Below are 17,418 nucleotides of genomic sequence, written 5' to 3' on the forward strand. Positions count from 1 at the left end.
CGCTCTCCTCCGGTCAGGGCGGCTGCCGGCTTGTAGAGAGGTTACCGTCATGCTTTGCTGCATGAGCAAGGTTTCAAGCTTCTTCGCTGGGAGTACCTATGGCGGCTGCGAAGTATTATGTTTTCAAAGAAGGGGACCGCTGGAAGATCCGTTACGACGGGAAGGAATACCCATACCATTCCAACGGCGATGCCGTGTTGGCCGCCATCAAGGCTGCGAAAGCCGCCGCCTCACACGGTTACGAAGCCGAGGTCCTGACCCAGGGCATCGACCTGAAATGGCGGACGGAGTGGGCGAGTTAGCAGTTTCAGGCTTAGACGTCGCTGCTGAAAAATCCCTAACGCCGAAAAGGTCAAAACGCCAGGGATCCAGATCCACTCGGCTAAATGGTGCTGCTCTTTCATCGGTGACGAAGCTGCGCGCGGGCGCGTGGATAGATAACCTTTCCAGTGGTAGCGGTGGAAAAGCCAATCGGGTATGTGCAGAGTTTTGGGTCGGACCTTTTCAAACCTATGGGTCAACGAAGCCGGAAATCTCGAGGAGGAACGATCCCATTGCGTGACTAAGGAATACGATCCGCACGGCATCTAAGGTCAAACGTATCACGGTAGAACAGCAAATTTAAGCAGCAGCATTTGCTGGCAACCCTCGTAGCCGTCACGCGAGTAAGAGCCAAATCGCTTTGCGGAACCTTTTCAAGCGCAATGCTTTACGCGTCCAATGGCACGCATCGCAGCATCGTTCGTCAACATCACACTGTGCCTTCTGCCGGGCGCAGTGATGCTCGCCTGTCTGGCTGCCTGCTCTTCATCCAACGCTGCAGGACAGCAGGCGCAGACCTCGAAGTCCGCCGCGAATTCAGCAATCATGGTGATCGACAATTGGATCGCCGGCGCCGTGCCTTCCCACTATGCGGAAGCCACGTTGCGGTCTTTGGCGCAGACGCTAGCTGATCTCGATCGCCAACTGCAAAGGACGGACGTTTCGGACTCCTCCAAGCAATTGGCCCGGCAGCTTACGGCCGCTGCCGGGCGGGCCGAAGACGCCATCAAGAGCGGCAACCAAGGGCAAGTGGAGCAAGCCCGTCAGGATTTTCGGAATGCCGTTGCTAAGTTGGTGGTGGCAAATCCGGCAGATCAAGCGACAAATCCATGAAAAAAATGCTGGAAATCTCACTCGGCGTCGTCACCAGCGTTGGCGGCTTCCTTGAGGTCGGATCGTTGGCAACAGCAGCCCAGGCCGGTGCATTGTTCCAATTTCAGCTGATCTGGGCCATTCTCCTCGGCACTATCTGCATTATTTTCCTTGTGGAGATGGCCGGCCGTTTCGCAGCCGTCAGCAAGCACACGATAGCGGACGGCATTCGCGAGCGCTTCGGCTTCAATGCGTTCCTTTGGCCTTTGGTCAGCACGTTTCTGGTCAATTTCCTGGTGCTGTCTGCTGAGATCGGCGGGGTCTGCATTGCTGCCGAACTCGCCACCGGGATAGGATTCCAATTGTGGGCCCTGCCGGTAGCCTTCGTTGCGTGGCTCTTGCTGTGGAAAGGCACTTTCGGCCTGATTGAGAAAGGCGTTTCGCTTTTGGGCCTTGTGACGCTCTGCTTCGTGGCAGCGGCGGTTATCCTCAAGCCTGACTGGACGCGGGTCGCCGTCAGTTCGGTGCCCTCCTTGCCGCATCACGACACGGCCACTTACTGGTTCATGGCGGTAAGCATTCTTGGTGCTTCGATCTCACCATATCTCTTTATGTTTTATTCCGCCGGAGCGATCGAGGATAAGTGGGACAAGACCTATCTCGGCACCAATCGCGCCATAGCCGGGCTCGGCATGAGTTTCGGCGGGACCATTTCCGTGGGCGTGCTTATCGTCGCTGCGTTGGTGCTTGGAGCGAACGGCATCACCCAGGTGGACGATTACCATCAATTGCCGTTGATGCTGACTCCGGTGTTCGGTTTCTGGGGCTTTGTGCTGTTCGTGGCCTCGCTCGGCATCGCCTGCTTCGGCGCCACCGCCGAAATCGCCCTTCAGCAGGCATACCTCGTCGCGCAGGGGTTTGGGTGGAATTGGGGTGAGGACCGGAAGCCTCGTGAGGATCCAGGCTTCACCATGGTCTATAGCGTGACGATCTTAGCGGCCGCTATTCCGATCGCACTCGGCCTTGATCCGCTCAAGCTCACCATCTTTTCAATGGCCCTGACGGCCGCCAGTTTGCCGCTGACGGTCGTGCCATTTCTCTTCTTGCTCAATGACAAGTCTTACATGGGCCAGCATCGCAACGGCGTTATCTCCAACGCGGCAGTGCTGTTTGTTGTTGCGCTTGGCTTCATCCTCGCGGTTGTCACCATCCCGCTTCAGATATTGGGAGGCAGTTGATGCATCTTATACGAGATGTTTTGGACAAGCAGATTGTCGATGGAAATCAGGTCAAGATCGGCAAGGTGGACGGGATGGTAGCCCAGCTGAGACAAGGCAAGCCCCCAAGGGTCATTGCCGTCGAAATCGGCTCGATTGCGCTGGCGCGCCGCTTGGGACTGCTTCCCGGACGCTGGATGGCCATTCTGGCCGCCAAGCTGGGCGGCAAACGGCACGCCAAGCCTCATCGGGTAGCATGGAGCAAGGCTCGCGACATCGGCCTCCATATCGAGTTCGATATTGATGTGCGCAAGACTGCCATCTTTGACTGGCAGGTCTGGCTTCGCGACCACATCATCGGCAAGATTCCGGGAGCTTGACGATGCATACCGTAAATCTCGACCAACTGGCTGGCCGGCGCGTACTTTCAAGGGAGGGTCATTGTATCGGTCATCTGGAAGAGATCGTCGCCGAGGAACATGGCGACGAATTGATCGTCACCGAATACCATGTCGGTATTTTCGCGGCGTTCGAGCGCCTGTCAGCCTCGTCAATCGGCACGGCCATCCTCGACCTCGTTCGGATGCGGCACCGCAAGGGCATTTATCGAATTCCTTGGGACAAACTCGACATTTCCGACCCGACACGGCCGACCGTTTGCTGCTCACAGCAGGAGCTCGCAGCGATTCAATCCAGCGCTTCAGTCAAACGCTGAGGCCACAGTCTGGGGCCAGGCGCTGTCGAGATGATGTCATCGCCCCGATACCATAGGGCTCTGAGGCTGCGAAGAGGAGTCGCGTCACATGGCTACGAAGGTAACCCTGCAGATAGCCACGGAACGGGCGTACGGAGTGGGCGAGCTAGCACTCGGGCGACCGCGTTCGAAACAGTTCTTTAACCATCTCATTGCGGTAAACACTTTATGGCGAACCGATCAGGTTGCAGAAGGTTGTGGGCGGGTCAGCAACAAAGAGGACAAGCCCGGCCATGCACCGTCTACCTATCGCGACCGCTCTTCTGATCTCCTTCGCGATGGCCTACGGAGCATGCCTCTGGGCATCTTCTGCTCACCGGTTGGACCTTTTTCAGGCTCAAGCGTCAGCGTTGGAGATACCCGGGTTCGAATAGCTGAAAACGCGGAACTGGTTGTCTATGGGCGCGTTCCTCTGCGGGCCTGAAACCGGAGAGTGACCATGGACGACGACCTGCGCCTGAAACTCCAGGAACTGAGCGCCAGCATGCAGACCAGGGCGGAAGAACTTGCGTTGCCCGGTGGAAACACTGACATTTCCGCGCTGATGTCCGGTATCGCCGTCACATTGGAGGCGCTTCTGGTTATCGCCGAAGAAACCCGGACCCCGCGTTCTGGGCCGACTGTAGAGCCGGGTATTGTCAAAGGCTCGGAATAGTCGGGCCGGCTGGGCGACCAATGGTCAACAAAACCCGTATCGCCAGTAAAAGGGACGTGGCACGCGACACAGATGCGGCGGTTCTTGCGTGGCGATCGTATGGCAACCGCATGGGTTCTGGGGTGGCGTAGATCTTGGCTTGGTTATCCTGGCCGTCGCTCCGCTGGTCGCGATGTCATATGTTCGGCCGACGGATTGGAACGTTCGCGCTGACCGGGGGGCTTGTCGGGATCCACAATACAACGACCTTTCCCCCGATACCCATTTTGGCGCTGACCTAGTTTAGAGCTGCGGCGAGAGCGCCGGTACCAGTACAACGACAATGACAGCGACAATCCCGAACACCATTTGTCAGCCCCCGGCGATGTCTTGCCGCACGATCTATGTCATCCAAGCTGTGAAGCATGAGCTTGGTTAACTGTGTCGCGGGCACAGCAACCAACCCTTGCGTCGCTCGTTGACCTTTGCTGGTTGATCCCAGCACGCTTCCTGAAACTGCCCGCTGCTCTCCACGGAACAGCGGGCTTTTTTAGTCGAGTTTCAACGTCCCGCTAAGCCACGTGGAATGGAACACTGTTCAGATTTCTTACCGCGTACTTTCCCGCTCCGGCAGCGCTGCCCAAACTGGCCCGCAGCCGGGGTTCCGCCACACAGTACGTTCTGGATCAGCGGCTTCGCAGAACGATTACTGGCAACTATGGGGAAGTCGGCGATTTGGCCGCGTGCTGCGCGGCCACCAGCCACCTCGGTCAGGTGATCTCGTAGTAGAAATCGCAGATCAGATCAGCGACTTTCACGGCCTCGAAGTCCGACATGTGCGCCGCGTTCTCAACAGCGACCGTCTCCAAATCGTCTTGATCGATAGCCAGAAGGTCAAGCAATTTTGCAAATTTGATTTTGAGTTCGGGGTCGCCGTCGAATTCGTCGATCGTGACATTCAGAACGTTTACGTTCGCTTCGATCACTCTCGTTTGAATGCTTTCCGAGGAGGCTGCTAGCGCGCGGATCGCGGCGAAGAAGTGTTCACGAGCATTAGTATATTTGTCGTCCATTTGGTACCTCTATCGGCAAAAAACTGCACCCTGGACGCGGGGGGCGAGCTGCGCACCTACGCCTTTCATCGAGCAGATGTCAACAACCTCGGCGGCTTCCTTAAGCGCGCGCAGCGTCATCCACGGCAGGTTGAGGCGGCATACAAACGGACAGCGGGCCCTTTTTCGCGTATAAGCGGAACCCGATATTCAACGGCTTGTTCCTGTGACGGCAGCATTCCGCTGCTGGCCAAGAACCCGCATCCTTGGCCGAGCCCGCTTCTCCCGCCATTGAGGCGGGCCCACTTCGGACTACTCCGTGTGAATTGCCGGCTATCGAAAGGTGGCGGGCTTCGGTCTCTACCACTTGTATGACTAAAGGCCGCCGGCTCTTCAGCAGCTGCCGCTGACCAAATGCCGTCGGTGACGCGCTTGATGATGGTGGCCATGATTGCCACCTCGTCGCCACCTTGATGCTGCCCCGTACAATGCCCTGATTCAAGAGCGGGAAATTGCGGCGGCAAGGTAGCTATATCTAGTTCGATCCTAAGTCGGGGGCCTGGCATCTTGACGCGACTATGCGTCGGGATGCTCGCTGCCTACTTCCGCCTCGCCGTTCCAATGATGCGAGCTCCATCGGGGGTCGAGCATTTTTGCCTTAGCGGGGGCTCACGGCCCCTCAGGGGAAGGCTTCATGCATCACCCGGCGGAAATCGCACCTTTCGACTTTCTGCCCGCAAGTCGCAAAGGCATAAAAGTGGTCGGCGTGGTACAGCGGCCAGCTCCTATGCGCACTTGTGACGCCGGCCCAGCAAAGACAGAAAAACAGGATTAGCGGAGGCGAGATGCGGGCGGCCTGAATTGACCCCCGCCTCTCGGCATAATCGGAATTCTGGCCCCTTCTATAACTATTTGTAAGGCTTGCGTCGTGTGAACGCATGAGGATCGATCAGGACGAGTGAAATCTATTGGCAAGCCCAGAATGGAGGTTGCTGTGATGGGCGATTCTGATGGTGATGTAATGACCGAGCGGTCATTCGAGGGGAGCGCTTATAGCAATTACCGATCGAGCCATAAGACCCCAGGCTACGGCGCCGATTACGCCAAAACCTTCCGTTCGGGCTACTATGCTGCCTTGTGGTCGCGGATCGAACGCCCGCTGGTCGAAAGCATTCTCAGGCCTCTTGGCGGGCCGGGCCGCAGCTGCCTCGACTTCGCGTGCGGCACGGGCCGCGTTACAACTGTTGCAGGACCGTTGTTTGGTGAGGTCGTTGGCGTCGACGTCTCTCAATCCATGCTTGCTTGCGCGCGGGTTCCGGGCAACGTCAAGCTGGTGAAAGCCGATCTGACGGTGGCCCCCCTTTCCAGAAGATTCGACGTGGTTACGGCTTTTCGATTCTTCCTGAACGCCGAAGACACTCTTAAGCGGGATGCACTGTCGGCCATTCATGAGCATTTGAACGACGGCGGGTTGCTGGTGTCGAACATCCACATGAACGCAGCCTCGCCAATGGGGCTGGTCTGCCGCTTTCTGAACCGAATTCGGGGGCGCGTCGTGCGCAGTACGTTGAGCATCCACGCATTTCGCCAGATGCTCGTTGCCAACGGGTTTGTTGTCGAACGGGTCATCGGCTATGGGTTTTTGCCGCGGCCGGGGTGGCTGCTACCAAGGCTTTGCGAAATGTTGGTCGGGCCTGTTGAGGCGATATGCAGGAGAGCCGGTGTGCCAGCACGCTTTGCTCAGAATTTCTTGGTGGTCGCCAGAAAGCGATAGTCGCAGATCGGCTTCCCTCGGGGCGAGGCGTTGTCTACAGCCGATCGAAATCGGCAAGTCCGAGACGCATAAGATCCTTCGCTTGGGTTGAAGCCCAAAGGCGGCCGCTGCGGCGAGCATGCACCCTTATTTGTGGAAAATCTTCTGGCTGGTTTTGGCAAATCGGAAGCCAGTTCGCCAACGAAATGGCACAGCAATATTGGGGGTGAGGCAACGCAAACAGGAGAGTATCATGAAGTCATTCGTGACAACTTTCGCCAGGGTTCTGGCTAGCAGCGCATTCATCCCAGTCCTTCGAACCTCGTCAACGCGCCGAACCCCAGCTATCCGAGTCTGAGCGGACCAAGTCTGACCGGCAAGGTGGCCCGGATGTCCGACACTCAGGTGGCGCGAATGAAGAAGCGTTGCGTCGACGTTCTGAGCAACGCGGGCGCTTATGACCGGGACCTGCACCAGCTCTGCCCGCTGATCGCGCGACGTTAACGTGCAGTTCGGTCGGGTGTCGCTCGGTAATGTCCCGTCAACCGAGCTGCCATCAAAAAGAGCCCGTCACTGCTTCCTCAGTGGCGGGCCTTCTAATGTGGTCCAGAATGTCGATGATGTCTTTACGCAGCCATCGGCTACGTGAGCCCACCGAAGTGCGGTCAGCAAGCTGCTCAATGACCGGCAAGAAGCGAGTGCCGAGGTAAGGCCTGGGCCTCGGCGCCACCCGCATGGTCCCTGCCGCCTTGGCTCGCTCGTGACCGCCTATTGAGGCGAATGAAGGAAGTAATTCTTCCGGTTCTTGTCCGCGCTATTTCCCCATGCTCAACGCAACCAACAGTGCCGGCACGAAGAAGAGTCCAATTGCCATCACTACGACAGCGAAAAGGCCCAGTCTCTCCGTTCGTCTGACGAGGTCCTCAATATTGTCGTCCTCCGCAGAAAGGAGGAGGTCAAGCGCTGACGAGGTATCAGGAGCAGGGGTATTGTTGTCATTTGCGGCGGCTTGATTTGCACCGTCATGGACTGTTGGCCGTTCGACAAAGGTCACGGCCTGCCTCGCTTCTAGGTATCTCACAACGTCACCTCCAAGTCGCATGGACAACAAAGCGGTCCGCCCACGGGCGGCGCCAAAGGGTGCGGTCGTAACGTGCTTGATAGGCCTCGGTTGCGGGGCAGGGACTTCAGTCGGGTAGCCCCCGGACCTTAGCCCTGCAGGGGCACGCAAATGCGTGGACCGTTTGCGCGACCGTTATTAATCGAAATTGGAGGGGAACATCAGGGCCGACGGCTCCAGCCGCGGCTGATCCCGGCAGCGGCTGCCAATGGCGGCCAGCTATTTAGAGCGAGCGGAGGCGACTGAAGCGAACAAAACTCCAGTCATCGGGGGAGTAAGAGCCAAAGATGACCTATTGCACAATGAAATTGCCAACACTCTAATTCGCAGCCAGCCTACCACAGCGACTTTTTCCCGCCTTTTTACCCCTCACGACCTATATGGTTGCGTTCGGTGCGGCTCTGTTCTTCTTCTGGGATGGATTTGTGGATACCGCCTTGACAGCCAAAGCGCGAAATACTTGCCCCGCGAGGCTTCCCAGTTTTCGTGGCCCTCGGTGGCTAAAGTGGGCCGCATAAGAGGAATGCGTGGTGAGTAACAAGTTGAGGACCCGCTAGCCCGCGAGGGGGCAACGCGGGTCCTATCAGCACAGGAAGGGACGTAGCTGTGCCGATCCACTATGTCAGCCAAGAACCAGTCCGGCATTAGCAAAGTGAGCGCCACCGCAAAGTTTGGCGCAGCAACCATCGCGCTTGGCTAACAGTTCTATAAACCTGATGTTCCGGGCAACACTGACCGCCCCTTTCCAGTTCCGCGCAGCTGGAAGGGCCAAGACAGATGCTTTTGCTGTGGGTCTTTAGTCCGATTCATTATGCGACTGAAGTCTGAGCACGGGAACCATGCCGCTAGCGGTAAGTTCGGAACAGCGGCGGGCGGAAGGTCCCGCTGTCGTCAGATTACAAGAGGAGAAAATGATGAGAATGCACCTCACCAGCGCCGCGGCGGCGCTCGTCCTGTTTGCTGGCGTTGGCGCAGTGGCCGCCGAAGATGTTGTCATCACACCTGAGCAGGATACCGTAGTGCGCGAATACGTGAAGAAGCAGCCGCTGGCTTCCGTCAAGCTTCCGGGCGTGGAACTCAACGTCGGCACGCCTGTGCCGGATACGGTCGAGCTCCACGAGGTTCCGAAAGTCAAATACCGCTACGTCGTGATCGACAACCGGACGGTTCTTGTGGATCCGAGCACCCGAAAAATTGTGAGGGTCTATGACTAACCTGGATTGCCCTCGCTCCACCGCCATCGATGGCGGTGGAGCGTTGTAGGCTTAACTTCAAGCAAGAGTACGCGAAGCTCGGATAACAGGGGACTTCCGCCATGGAGGAACCCACCGGCCGGATCCACTAGGAATCTTCGCCCTTCATCGCTGCCGTGCAACAACTTGAGCGGACAAGCTAGCGGACTGCGACACCCGCCCCGGTAATATGTCCGCCATGACAATGAGGTGGCACCACCACCCGTACCGGAGAGCACTGTGCAAATTGGAGAGATTATCGCTAATGTGTTCGCCACCGTTTTGCTGCTAGGTCTTCTGGCAATCATGTTCTTCGTCTCCGGAAAACAACTCTTACCCGAACGGACGGCGCGAATGGTGATCGTCTTGCCCGTGGATGCGATAAAGACAGCTGCGTTCAAGAACACGCACTTAAATTTGCCATCCAGTTTTAATGTAGGGGTTGTCCAGCCGCGACCAGATGGTCGGCGACAATGATTGGCAGAAGTGAAAGCAGAAAGATGAAGCTCGAACGCCTGGCGGCGTCGGTACCAAAGCACGAGTTCGAATTTCTGATGAAGCTTGGGCAAATGACGCGAGCGGAAATGTTGGCTCTGATCGAAAAGCATGACGGACAACGTGCCGCAGTTTATGCCGATCTCGCCAAGAAGACCGCGCGGCGATGAAGGTGAAGCGGATGCCACCCGCTCATCCCGCATAGGCCTTGTTCGGGGCATGCGGATTTCGGTGCGAGCGGAGGCGGGACGAGCCCGACGGGCCATTCGAACACAGACACGTTGAAAACGGCTTTTCTTCTGGTCGCGCTTCGGGACGCCGCACGGACCTCGCCTTCCGCGTCAGGGCAGTTCTATCTCACGCACGCGACGATCAGGGCGGTTCTTCCCATTGGCGCCGGCCGCAGGTCTGCTCACAAGCGATACGATTGCTGGGACGATATTTTGCGCATTGCGAAGGCGATTATCGCTGCCAATCACTGGAGGATTGCGACTGTCAGGCTCGAACGTCTGCTGCACGACGCCCAAAGCATCCCTCACTTGGTCCGTCTAGACGGGGGCCCACACCAAACGTCCCCCCACGAACGCAGCGCTGTGTAGATGATCAACTGGATCGGCCGAAGTGACCGGAACTGCGAAGCTTTGCCAATAGCATCGCTGCCGCCCCTCGGAAATCAACACGCGCATGCTCGCTGAGAGGAGATGATTCCCAGGCAGCCAGCTCCGCTACCAACACAGCGGTCTCGCCGTTTACCGACGCGCACCTCAGATCTCCGGTCTTCTCCATCAAAACTATTGCGGTGCCAGCGTCGTCATACCCGATAGCGGCCATCCGTTGGACGTGATTGTCACCATAGATACGAACGTCGAACAAGACAGTTCCCGATGTTTTCGCCGCGGCATCAGCGACGCGATCGCCGAATGGCCGATGCATGCCGTCGCCGTCGCCGAGCGACTGCTCGAATAGCACCATTTCAACATGTTCCGCGACCATGCCGGCCAAGGTGCCCGCACCAGTTCGATTGGCAATGGGTTCGGCGGGGATATCCACACAGCATCTACGCCTAAATTACGGAATTTTAATCAATACCTCAAATGAGCGACGCACGGCCGCGTCGAAGATCAAGCCGTGCGCTAGCGCCTGATTGTTCCGGCGACGAATCGGTCGAACCACCACCCATTGGTTGCGCGGAAAGATCACCACAACACCGGCAGCTTCCGGCGCCTGTCGGATGCGAGTAAGGGGATCTTGTCTTCGCTTAGTTTGGACCTAGCGCCAAGCCTGACGCAGGCCAGTTCAATAGCGCGTGCGCTGATCTGGTTTTGTTGGGCCGTTGGGCAGGCAGGGAGCCGCGACCGGAACCTTTGCTACAACCGAACTTGCCGCAAGATAGCAGACGTGGGATCGATTTTCTCAACGACTGGATCGCGGAACACCTCCCGGAGACCTTCATCGAAGACCCGGCAGCCATCATGGATCTTGCTGATCAGTTGTTGCTCGCGGCGGAAAAACAGGGGGTTATCTCGACGGGATATCTTCGAAGAGGTAGGCAGCCTCTTCCAAGGTCATTCTCGAAGCGATGCAAAACCGATCCGGAGGGCGGTTCTACAGCCGCCGCTGGGGCTAATAAGGCAGTTCCAAGAACGACCAAGGACACCTACGCCACACAAAGGACAGCAGGGAACGTCCCGAGCCGGATTTCTGGCGGGACACGTGGCTGGACGTTTGACGTCAAGCGCGCGCTGACGTCAGGCTACGCCGGTGAACTCCGATATGAACTCCGAATCGATGAGGAACTGGCGGGCAAAACAGATGCCGAACCTAAACCCACGATCGAGCTAAAGCTTCATAAGCGCTGACTCAAGGCTGGCCAACAGCTTCCGTGAGACGACCAAGGCGTCATCTCAGCCGGCGTTTTTCTAATCTTCGTGGGCTTCCTCTGGATGCGAAAATGGCGGCCGGTTGGGCATGCTCGTGGTCCTGGCGCAACGCGTTGAAGCGAGCGGGGTCCACACGACCGTCGCTCATTTGATGCTGATGTGGCCTGATCGATAAGTATCTTCGGAACCCGAACTGCCCAAGCGTGTTTAGGTAGCTGCAGAATGACGTGACGCGACATCGCCATGCCCGGGTGGGCGATCGAAATCTCTTCATCTGCGAGGCGGGCCCAGAGGATGCTCCTGTGGACGGATATTGTTGCTCGTCCTTCCAGTTTCGGCGGCTAATGCCGGCGCTGGCAGATCGCTGGCACACTATCGCCTTCGACTGAGGCTCGAAACGCATTTCGACGAAGCCCTGCCGCTCGTTCGCGATTTCCTTTCGCGCACGCTGAACCGATTGCGGACATGAACAACACTTCGATATAGGGAGACCTTCATGGCCACGAAGCCGACCATTGCGCGCATCTGGCGCGGCCGCACCCGTCGTGACGTCGCAGGCATCTACGAACCCTACATACGGACAGAAGGCATTCCGCCACTTCAAAAAGTGGCGCTCGGCGTGCAACTTTTCCGCGAGGATCAGGACGACGAGACTTGGTTCACTACCATCTCCTATTGGCCGAACATGGAGGCGATGGCCGCTTTCACTAAAGGTAAGCCGGACAAAGTACATCATCTTGATCGTGATGCCGAACTGCTGATCGAATTGCCCGAGCGCATCGAAGTCCACCACATCCTGATCGATGAGCAGAACTTACGCTGATCAGCAGCGGCATGCGCAATCTCGTCTGTTCAGCATCATGTCGTTGATCTGGAGCCTCACTTAGGCAGCGATCAAGTTCGGGCTAGATGCGGATATGCCGCCGATCATGCTGGCTGGGCTGTGCTATGTCCTAACCCGATTCGATCCTTGTCGTCGTCCTCCGGGACCTGCGATCTGCCTTGGCCGAAGCCGATCCGGCCGCACATCGTTTCGGCGCATCGACGAATGCCGGCACCTAGGGCCTCCTGTTTCTTGGGAATGCAGGACCGTGCCTTCCGGCCCGTCGGGCTTGCGACCTCTCGCTGATCCCGGTTCTGCTTTTCGCGTTATCCGTCCTCGTGGGCGAGGAACGGCAAACTTGGCGTCATGGCCTTGTGCTTGGGCTGGGGCTGCATCAGCCTCGTGGACCTGTTCTCGTCTCGTCTGGCCTTGCAGGATCGGGATCCGGTATGGGGCTTGCCGCTATCGTCGCCGGCACCGCTGCTGTTGTCTGGGAAGCACGCTTGCCGAGTATAGGCGGCCCCAAGTCTGAACGCTTGGTCATAAAGCGCCGACCCGGTTCATCGACAAGCGCCTTTTTCCCCCTAGGCGAGACGTGGCTCTGAACCAGACGCACCTTGTCCAGATCAACAGTAACCATTGTGCCCAGCGCGACCGTGACCTTCCTGACCAGGCACCTGCAGGCCGACGCCTATGATGGCTATGGTGAGCCCTATGCCGCGGCCTTCAACTCTGCCGCGATGCAGAGGCCTGAGGCTGCCGGAGTGCAGCGCGGTGCTGAAGCAGGCCGTGAAACGATCGCACTCGCGAATTGACGCCGCCCGGCGGTTGGCGAAGTTTGCTCATAGGGCCGTACTTGTTGAACCGATGCTGATCCAGATGTGCGAGCAGCGCATCGATCTGCCGCTCGGCCAGCGCCTCGAAGGCTGTGCATATATCGATCCCGCACGCCTTCAGGATTTCGCGAGCGCGCTTCGCAGTTTCGTTCCGGTCATGCATCAGGGCAGTCTCCGATTATGGCGGCAGTTGCCTTGTTAACCAGCATAATCGACTTGCCGTATGGCTTGCTAGACCGGAGAGCCAATCCGGGCCGCCTTGGCCGGATGGCCACCTATTATCTCACACAACCGGTTTTGATTCTAAGAGAATTCGTGTGCAGTTGTAGAACGATTTTCGTTTGGGGATATACAACTAAGTGGTCCATCCCTCGTGGGTGTAGCGGCTCCAATCGCAGAAGCCCATCGCTTACGGAATAGCCGCGACGTTCTGTTCTAGGTGACCGACGAAGGAACAATTTTAGCGAGCGATTATTTCATAGGTCAGTTAGCCGAGGGAGGCTATCTTGACCCGACGACTGATGGACGAAGAGCGCTTTGAGCGCGCTGATCGTGAGGCTAAGCCATTAGTCGAAGCAGAGACGAAGGCGCGAAAGGCAAAGACGGCACGGTTGCGGGAGCTTCGTCTTTCGGCACAGCCTACGGAGAAGTCAGCTCCGGTTAAAAGGCGCCGGCCGCCCGCCAAAAAGCCGTCGCCGAAGATTATCGAAGTCGACTAAGGCCAAAGCTGCTGTACTGCCTCGAGAACGACGTAGATGGCTGTTGCCAACAAGGATCAGCAGCGCGTCACCTACACATGTGGCTCCCCTGATACGGCGCGGCCCGGCGCGAAGGTGTGGCGCCCACGGCCGGGCCTGACCGGCGGGGGCACGGACTCGATACAGGGCACCGGATCGCGCTTTATATCAGCGCTCACTGAAGCTTCCGCCGTGCAAATGAATGACTGCGCTCAGTTTGCTGCCACCGGTCATTTTATCCGGGTGGCGGGTCTCCTTTTTCTGGAACCCTTTCATCGTTTGCTAATTGAAGTCGCGGCGGCCCGGTGCGTGCCGCTGGCCAACGTTGGCATGACCTTAGTTGGTCGGCCCGCGTCCGCTGCAAATGGGCGCGGGCCAATATGTGAACGTACGGAGGGTGCGGATGAGCCAGCGCGGTGTAGATTTTTTGTACAAATGGATTTCGGCGAACGTGCCCGAAACGATTGGTGCCGATATCATCTCGGTGGCTGAGCTTACCCAGCAGCTGTTCGCCGACGCCAAGGCAGTCGGACTCAGCAGTACCGAGATCGAGGAAGACACAGGTAGCGTGTACGAGGCGATCCTTGATGCCGTAGTGCACCACGATGCCGGCGTGGCGAACTGACTGGCCTTGCTCTATGCCGATAAAATGGGAAAAGGCTGGACGGTTCTAACTCTCATCGACGGAAAGATGAAGCTGACAATGTTCTGCCACGTCTCCAGTTGCAACCATAGCAAAATGCTGGACCTGCAACTGCTCAAGACAAGGCTTGGTACGGACGCTCCCGCTATGGCGGATGACTTGAGCCCGAAATTACACTGCGAGCGATGCGGCTCGGAAAAGGTCGGGCTAATCTACGCGCCAGACCCAAAACTAGATGTCGACGGAACCTCTATGCGGGAGGCAAGGCGGGCGGCCGACCGGCGGCTCTGCAGTGCATGGCGCTGGCCACAGCCGATCGCCAGGACGCGCGCGATACTCCGGCGGCTGCCAGCGAACCGCCGCTCAAGCAACTTCGCATGGCTGTCGCAACGACCCTTGCCGTTTCCGAGTTCGGTATTCGAATCTCGGTCTCCTTGAACCCTGCATCTCGCAGAGCAGCGATCACGTCATTTGGGGCGCGCGGAGTGAAGATATCCGCCGGCATGTTCATCCGGTCCATATGCACCTTCGGGAGGAAGCCCAACACGATGCGCCCGCCTGTACCAAAACGCGCGCAAGCTCCGCTGATCCAGCTTCAAGGCTTTGCCAGAAGTATACCGTGTGGACGCTTAGGGCCTCAAATGTCGAGTCCCGCAAGGGCAGGTCTTCTACTGTCCCGAAGTGGAACTCGGCTCGTCCGGCGCTCACAGCCTCGGCAAACTGACGACAGGGGGTTTTTACGACGTCCTGAGAGCGATCAACACCGCAGACCAATGATGTGCCACGGAGACGTCGAGGCAGTGCTGCGCCGCCCCCGAATCCGACTTCCAGGACTCGATCTTCCGGCACCAACTGGAGTTGATCGAGAGCGTAGCTGTTCAGCCGGGCGTTGCCGCGATTCATTCCTGCCCGAACTAGCCAGCCGCCGATCCCCGACGGCCAAGAGAGCTGCTTAGCTATGAACGTTGGCGCCAATCCGGTCCACCCCATGCCGATCTTAGAACGGTTCGCTAGGGACGAGCAACAGTCGACGAACTGCCTAACCATTCCTAGGGACCTAGAGCCGCATCAAGCTCCAGACTGTGTCCCGCCTAATGTTTGATGCCGTACCCGAGCGACGTAGCCGCTTCTTTGTTAAAGAGTGAGGCCTCTTCTTCGGTATTGAAAGGGTAGGCAGTAGCTGCACCGTCTGGCTTGAGCATGACGGCTAGGAACGGGAAACCCTTCGCAGGCGGGGGATACACGATGAATGCCGGTTTTTTGCCCATCTGGCACCCTTAGCACGAACCACAGCGGTTAAGCCAATTGGGCGGCAGGCTGGACGCTAATACCCACCAATGCCGTGGCCTGCCCCAAAAGCGGCCAGCTACGCAATGGGTAAGCCTGGCATCATCTGCCGCGTGAAACACTTGCGCGGCGAGGAGAATTTGCGGCATGCTTCCCTCCAGGACTTTCGGGAGGAAAATCATGCCAATCCGGCGAAAGGCGACTGATGCCGGTATATTCGACGCAACCGAAGTGGCGCTCCTCGGCAGGGTTTTCGATAAGCTGAAACTTGAGCAAGGGTCACCGGACACCCTCGATACGATCGCATCGCGAATTATCGCAAATTATATGGCCGGCATCAAAGACGAGGCTGAACTCGTCTCGCTTTCGCGATGGCCGCTCCGTCGCTAGGATTGGCCCGGCCAGCCTTCAGGTTGACACAGGATGACTAGCCGGGCCGCGCCGGTTGTCCATTACGCGGTAGTTGTGAGCTTTGTGAAAGTGGAATGCAGTGTGGCAACGTCCGCTACTGCCGTTCGGCCGATCTGATGATGGTCTGTGGCGGGGGCGTCGATCCTCTGAAGCTGAAGTTCTACTGCAACCGCTGCAAGCCCGATATCAAGATCACGCTGCTCGAGGTGCATCCCGAGCACCTTCCCAAGAAGCTGATGATCCACAAGCCGATGAAAATCGGCGGCAGGGCACCTGGTACACGGAACGTTTTCGTGGATAGCGACCGCCTCACAGTCCGATCAGCTGATCAACCCGGGGCGGGCCGTCAGGGCCGGCAAGATGGCGGCGGCGCCTGAGGGCAGTTCAAGGACCGGCGCGCAGCTGCTGTAGAGGTCGCCTAAACCCTCGAGGGCGTCGGGGCGCACTTGCCTCGAAAATCAGCGCGCACGGAACATTAGGCCTAAAAGTTGGTCCCGGCGGCTGGCGGTGCCCCTCCATCGCCTGCCTAAGATCGGGACTCGGATCGACCGCGCCTCTGGGCGCCCACAACGGTGTCCTGCCGACGCCGTCAGGTAGACTTAGCCAAGGTTTATGTATGGAAGGGCCTTGAGGGCGGCTCTGCCAGGGTGATCTGATTTCCATCAGGATCTGCGATTTGCGCGATCCTCCCGTAGTCACCTTTCGATTCACCTGTGAGCGTCACGCCGATTTCTTCGAGCGATTTGCGGGTTCTTTCCATCTCTGGGACGACAATGGTCAGTCTGCCTGACCCAGCATTCTCCTTGTCATGGAAGATTTGAATGTTCGCGCCCGCAACATTACGCCATTGAATCAGTCCATCCATGGGACGATCATCAGGCCTCCGCTCAAAAAGCTGGCTATAAAACTTCTCCGCACCATTCATGCTGGTTGTCGCGAGCGCCGCGTAAATTGCTTGGATTTGCATGCGCATGCCTCCATTTCAAATCTGCTCCTCTAAATGAGAAAGAGCGCAGTTCCGTTCCAAAATTCGTGTCAATCGGGAGTAGCAGTGTTCCCTAGGGTTGAGGACAAGAGGAGCGTCGATGCCGTCGAGACGAATTCGCTGCCCGTGAACTTCGATTGTGATCTCTGAAATCGAGTGGCCAAATATCTTGGCGATGTCCACTACGCTCGATCCCCACGCCCGCTCAGTGATGAACGTTCCACGATCGCTGATAGACGCCGAAATGTGCGTCCCTGCGTTTTGCCAGAACGAGCGGCAATCACGGTGCTCGAAAAGCTACGCGTCCGTTTTGGACCGGACAAGCCCGCCATTGGAGTGGGATCTGAAGCCGCTCGGCTAGAATGCGATGCATGCCAGTAAAAGGAGGTCGGGCAACGACAAAGGTACGCGGATGATGGGAGGAA

The 17,418-nt window shown here is 57.8% G+C and carries 19 protein-coding genes and 1 pseudogene; 15 read left to right on the plus strand and 5 right to left on the minus strand.

All coding sequences use genetic code 11. The features are described from left to right. The first annotated feature begins 98 nt into the window (after window positions 1–98). From CK228_RS24495 to CK228_RS24525, 6 genes are all read left to right on the plus strand, one after another. Window positions 99–302 (plus strand): hypothetical protein, encoded by a 204-nt coding sequence (locus CK228_RS24495; RefSeq protein WP_095789532.1) that lies wholly within the window; start codon window positions 99–101, stop codon window positions 300–302. A 418-nt stretch (window positions 303–720) separates the two neighbouring features. Further along, window positions 721–1,155: a hypothetical protein gene (locus CK228_RS24500; protein ID WP_095774542.1), complete on the plus strand. Its 435-nt coding sequence runs from the start codon at window positions 721–723 to the stop codon at window positions 1,153–1,155. After that, complete coding sequence (locus CK228_RS24505) at window positions 1,152–2,372, plus strand: divalent metal cation transporter (RefSeq protein WP_095789533.1); 1,221 nt, start codon at window positions 1,152–1,154, stop codon at window positions 2,370–2,372. The genes CK228_RS24500 and CK228_RS24505 overlap by 4 nt, the downstream gene beginning before the upstream one ends. Beyond that, entirely contained in the window at window positions 2,372–2,731 is a 360-nt protein-coding gene (locus CK228_RS24510) for a hypothetical protein (protein WP_095774540.1), read from the plus strand. The genes CK228_RS24505 and CK228_RS24510 overlap by 1 nt, the downstream gene beginning before the upstream one ends. Before the next feature lie 2 nt (window positions 2,732–2,733). Next, a complete protein-coding gene (locus tag CK228_RS24515; RefSeq protein WP_095789534.1) occupies window positions 2,734–3,066 on the plus strand; it encodes a hypothetical protein in 333 nt (110 codons plus the stop codon). 478 nt (window positions 3,067–3,544) lie between these two features. Then, complete coding sequence (locus CK228_RS24525; RefSeq protein WP_095789535.1) at window positions 3,545–3,760, plus strand: hypothetical protein; 216 nt, start codon at window positions 3,545–3,547, stop codon at window positions 3,758–3,760. Window positions 3,761–4,509: 749 nt separating this feature from the next. Here the strand turns inward: CK228_RS24525 and CK228_RS24530 are convergent. Next, complete coding sequence (locus tag CK228_RS24530) at window positions 4,510–4,812, minus strand: hypothetical protein (RefSeq protein WP_095774535.1); 303 nt, start codon at window positions 4,810–4,812, stop codon at window positions 4,510–4,512. Between the two features lie 976 nt (window positions 4,813–5,788). On the opposite strand from CK228_RS24530, the gene CK228_RS24535 reads away from it, so the two are divergent. Next, window positions 5,789–6,565 carry a class I SAM-dependent methyltransferase gene (locus CK228_RS24535; protein WP_095789653.1) on the plus strand — a complete coding sequence of 259 codons (777 nt, stop codon included), beginning with the start codon at window positions 5,789–5,791 and terminating at the stop codon, window positions 6,563–6,565. Between the two features lie 793 nt (window positions 6,566–7,358). Here CK228_RS24535 and CK228_RS35375 read toward each other — a convergent pair. Beyond that, window positions 7,359–7,598 carry a hypothetical protein gene (locus CK228_RS35375; protein ID WP_142878009.1) on the minus strand — a complete coding sequence of 80 codons (240 nt, stop codon included), beginning with the start codon at window positions 7,596–7,598 and terminating at the stop codon, window positions 7,359–7,361. A 980-nt stretch (window positions 7,599–8,578) separates the two neighbouring features. Here CK228_RS35375 and CK228_RS24550 point away from each other — a divergent pair. Next, a complete protein-coding gene (locus tag CK228_RS24550; RefSeq protein WP_095789537.1) occupies window positions 8,579–8,878 on the plus strand; it encodes a DUF1236 domain-containing protein in 300 nt (99 codons plus the stop codon). 518 nt (window positions 8,879–9,396) lie between these two features. Next, complete coding sequence (locus CK228_RS35380; protein ID WP_179296032.1) at window positions 9,397–9,561, plus strand: hypothetical protein; 165 nt, start codon at window positions 9,397–9,399, stop codon at window positions 9,559–9,561. A gap of 433 nt (window positions 9,562–9,994) precedes the next feature. Here CK228_RS35380 and CK228_RS24565 read toward each other — a convergent pair whose 3' ends face one another. Then, window positions 9,995–10,441 (minus strand): hypothetical protein, encoded by a 447-nt coding sequence (locus tag CK228_RS24565; RefSeq protein WP_245318228.1) that lies wholly within the window; start codon window positions 10,439–10,441, stop codon window positions 9,995–9,997. A 314-nt stretch (window positions 10,442–10,755) separates the two neighbouring features. On the opposite strand from CK228_RS24565, the gene CK228_RS35890 reads away from it, so the two are divergent. From CK228_RS35890 to CK228_RS24580, 3 genes and pseudogenes are all read left to right on the plus strand, one after another. Beyond that, complete coding sequence (locus CK228_RS35890; RefSeq protein ID WP_245438105.1) at window positions 10,756–11,250, plus strand: hypothetical protein; 495 nt, start codon at window positions 10,756–10,758, stop codon at window positions 11,248–11,250. Window positions 11,251–11,498: 248 nt separating this feature from the next. Further along, window positions 11,499–11,657 (plus strand): annotated as a pseudogene (locus CK228_RS35895) (alpha/beta hydrolase); the annotation flags it as partial. Between the two features lie 110 nt (window positions 11,658–11,767). Then, complete coding sequence (locus CK228_RS24580; protein ID WP_095789540.1) at window positions 11,768–12,094, plus strand: hypothetical protein; 327 nt, start codon at window positions 11,768–11,770, stop codon at window positions 12,092–12,094. A 726-nt stretch (window positions 12,095–12,820) separates the two neighbouring features. On the opposite strand, the gene CK228_RS34900 is transcribed toward CK228_RS24580, so the two are convergent. Next, window positions 12,821–13,093, minus strand: a complete 273-nt coding sequence (locus CK228_RS34900) for a hypothetical protein (RefSeq protein WP_142878010.1) — start codon at window positions 13,091–13,093, stop codon at window positions 12,821–12,823. 977 nt (window positions 13,094–14,070) lie between these two features. Here CK228_RS34900 and CK228_RS24595 point away from each other — a divergent pair. The 3 genes from CK228_RS24595 (at window position 14,071) to CK228_RS24615 (ending at window position 16,385) form a co-directional block, all read left to right on the plus strand. Beyond that, the gene (locus tag CK228_RS24595; protein ID WP_095789654.1) at window positions 14,071–14,292 is read left to right on the plus strand and encodes a DUF768 domain-containing protein; all 222 of its coding nucleotides are present in this window, start codon (window positions 14,071–14,073) and stop codon (window positions 14,290–14,292) included. A 1,485-nt stretch (window positions 14,293–15,777) separates the two neighbouring features. Beyond that, window positions 15,778–15,987: a hypothetical protein gene (locus CK228_RS24610; protein ID WP_095789655.1), complete on the plus strand. Its 210-nt coding sequence runs from the start codon at window positions 15,778–15,780 to the stop codon at window positions 15,985–15,987. A 95-nt stretch (window positions 15,988–16,082) separates the two neighbouring features. After that, a complete protein-coding gene (locus tag CK228_RS24615; RefSeq protein WP_245437838.1) occupies window positions 16,083–16,385 on the plus strand; it encodes a hypothetical protein in 303 nt (100 codons plus the stop codon). A gap of 233 nt (window positions 16,386–16,618) precedes the next feature. Here the strand turns inward: CK228_RS24615 and CK228_RS24620 are convergent, their stop codons facing one another. Further along, a complete protein-coding gene (locus CK228_RS24620) occupies window positions 16,619–16,975 on the minus strand; it encodes a lactoylglutathione lyase (protein ID WP_095789656.1) in 357 nt (118 codons plus the stop codon). Window positions 16,976–17,418 lie beyond the last annotated feature (443 nt).

The organism is Mesorhizobium sp. WSM4312, assembly GCF_002294875.1.
Taxonomy (GTDB): Bacteria; Pseudomonadota; Alphaproteobacteria; order Rhizobiales; family Rhizobiaceae; genus Mesorhizobium.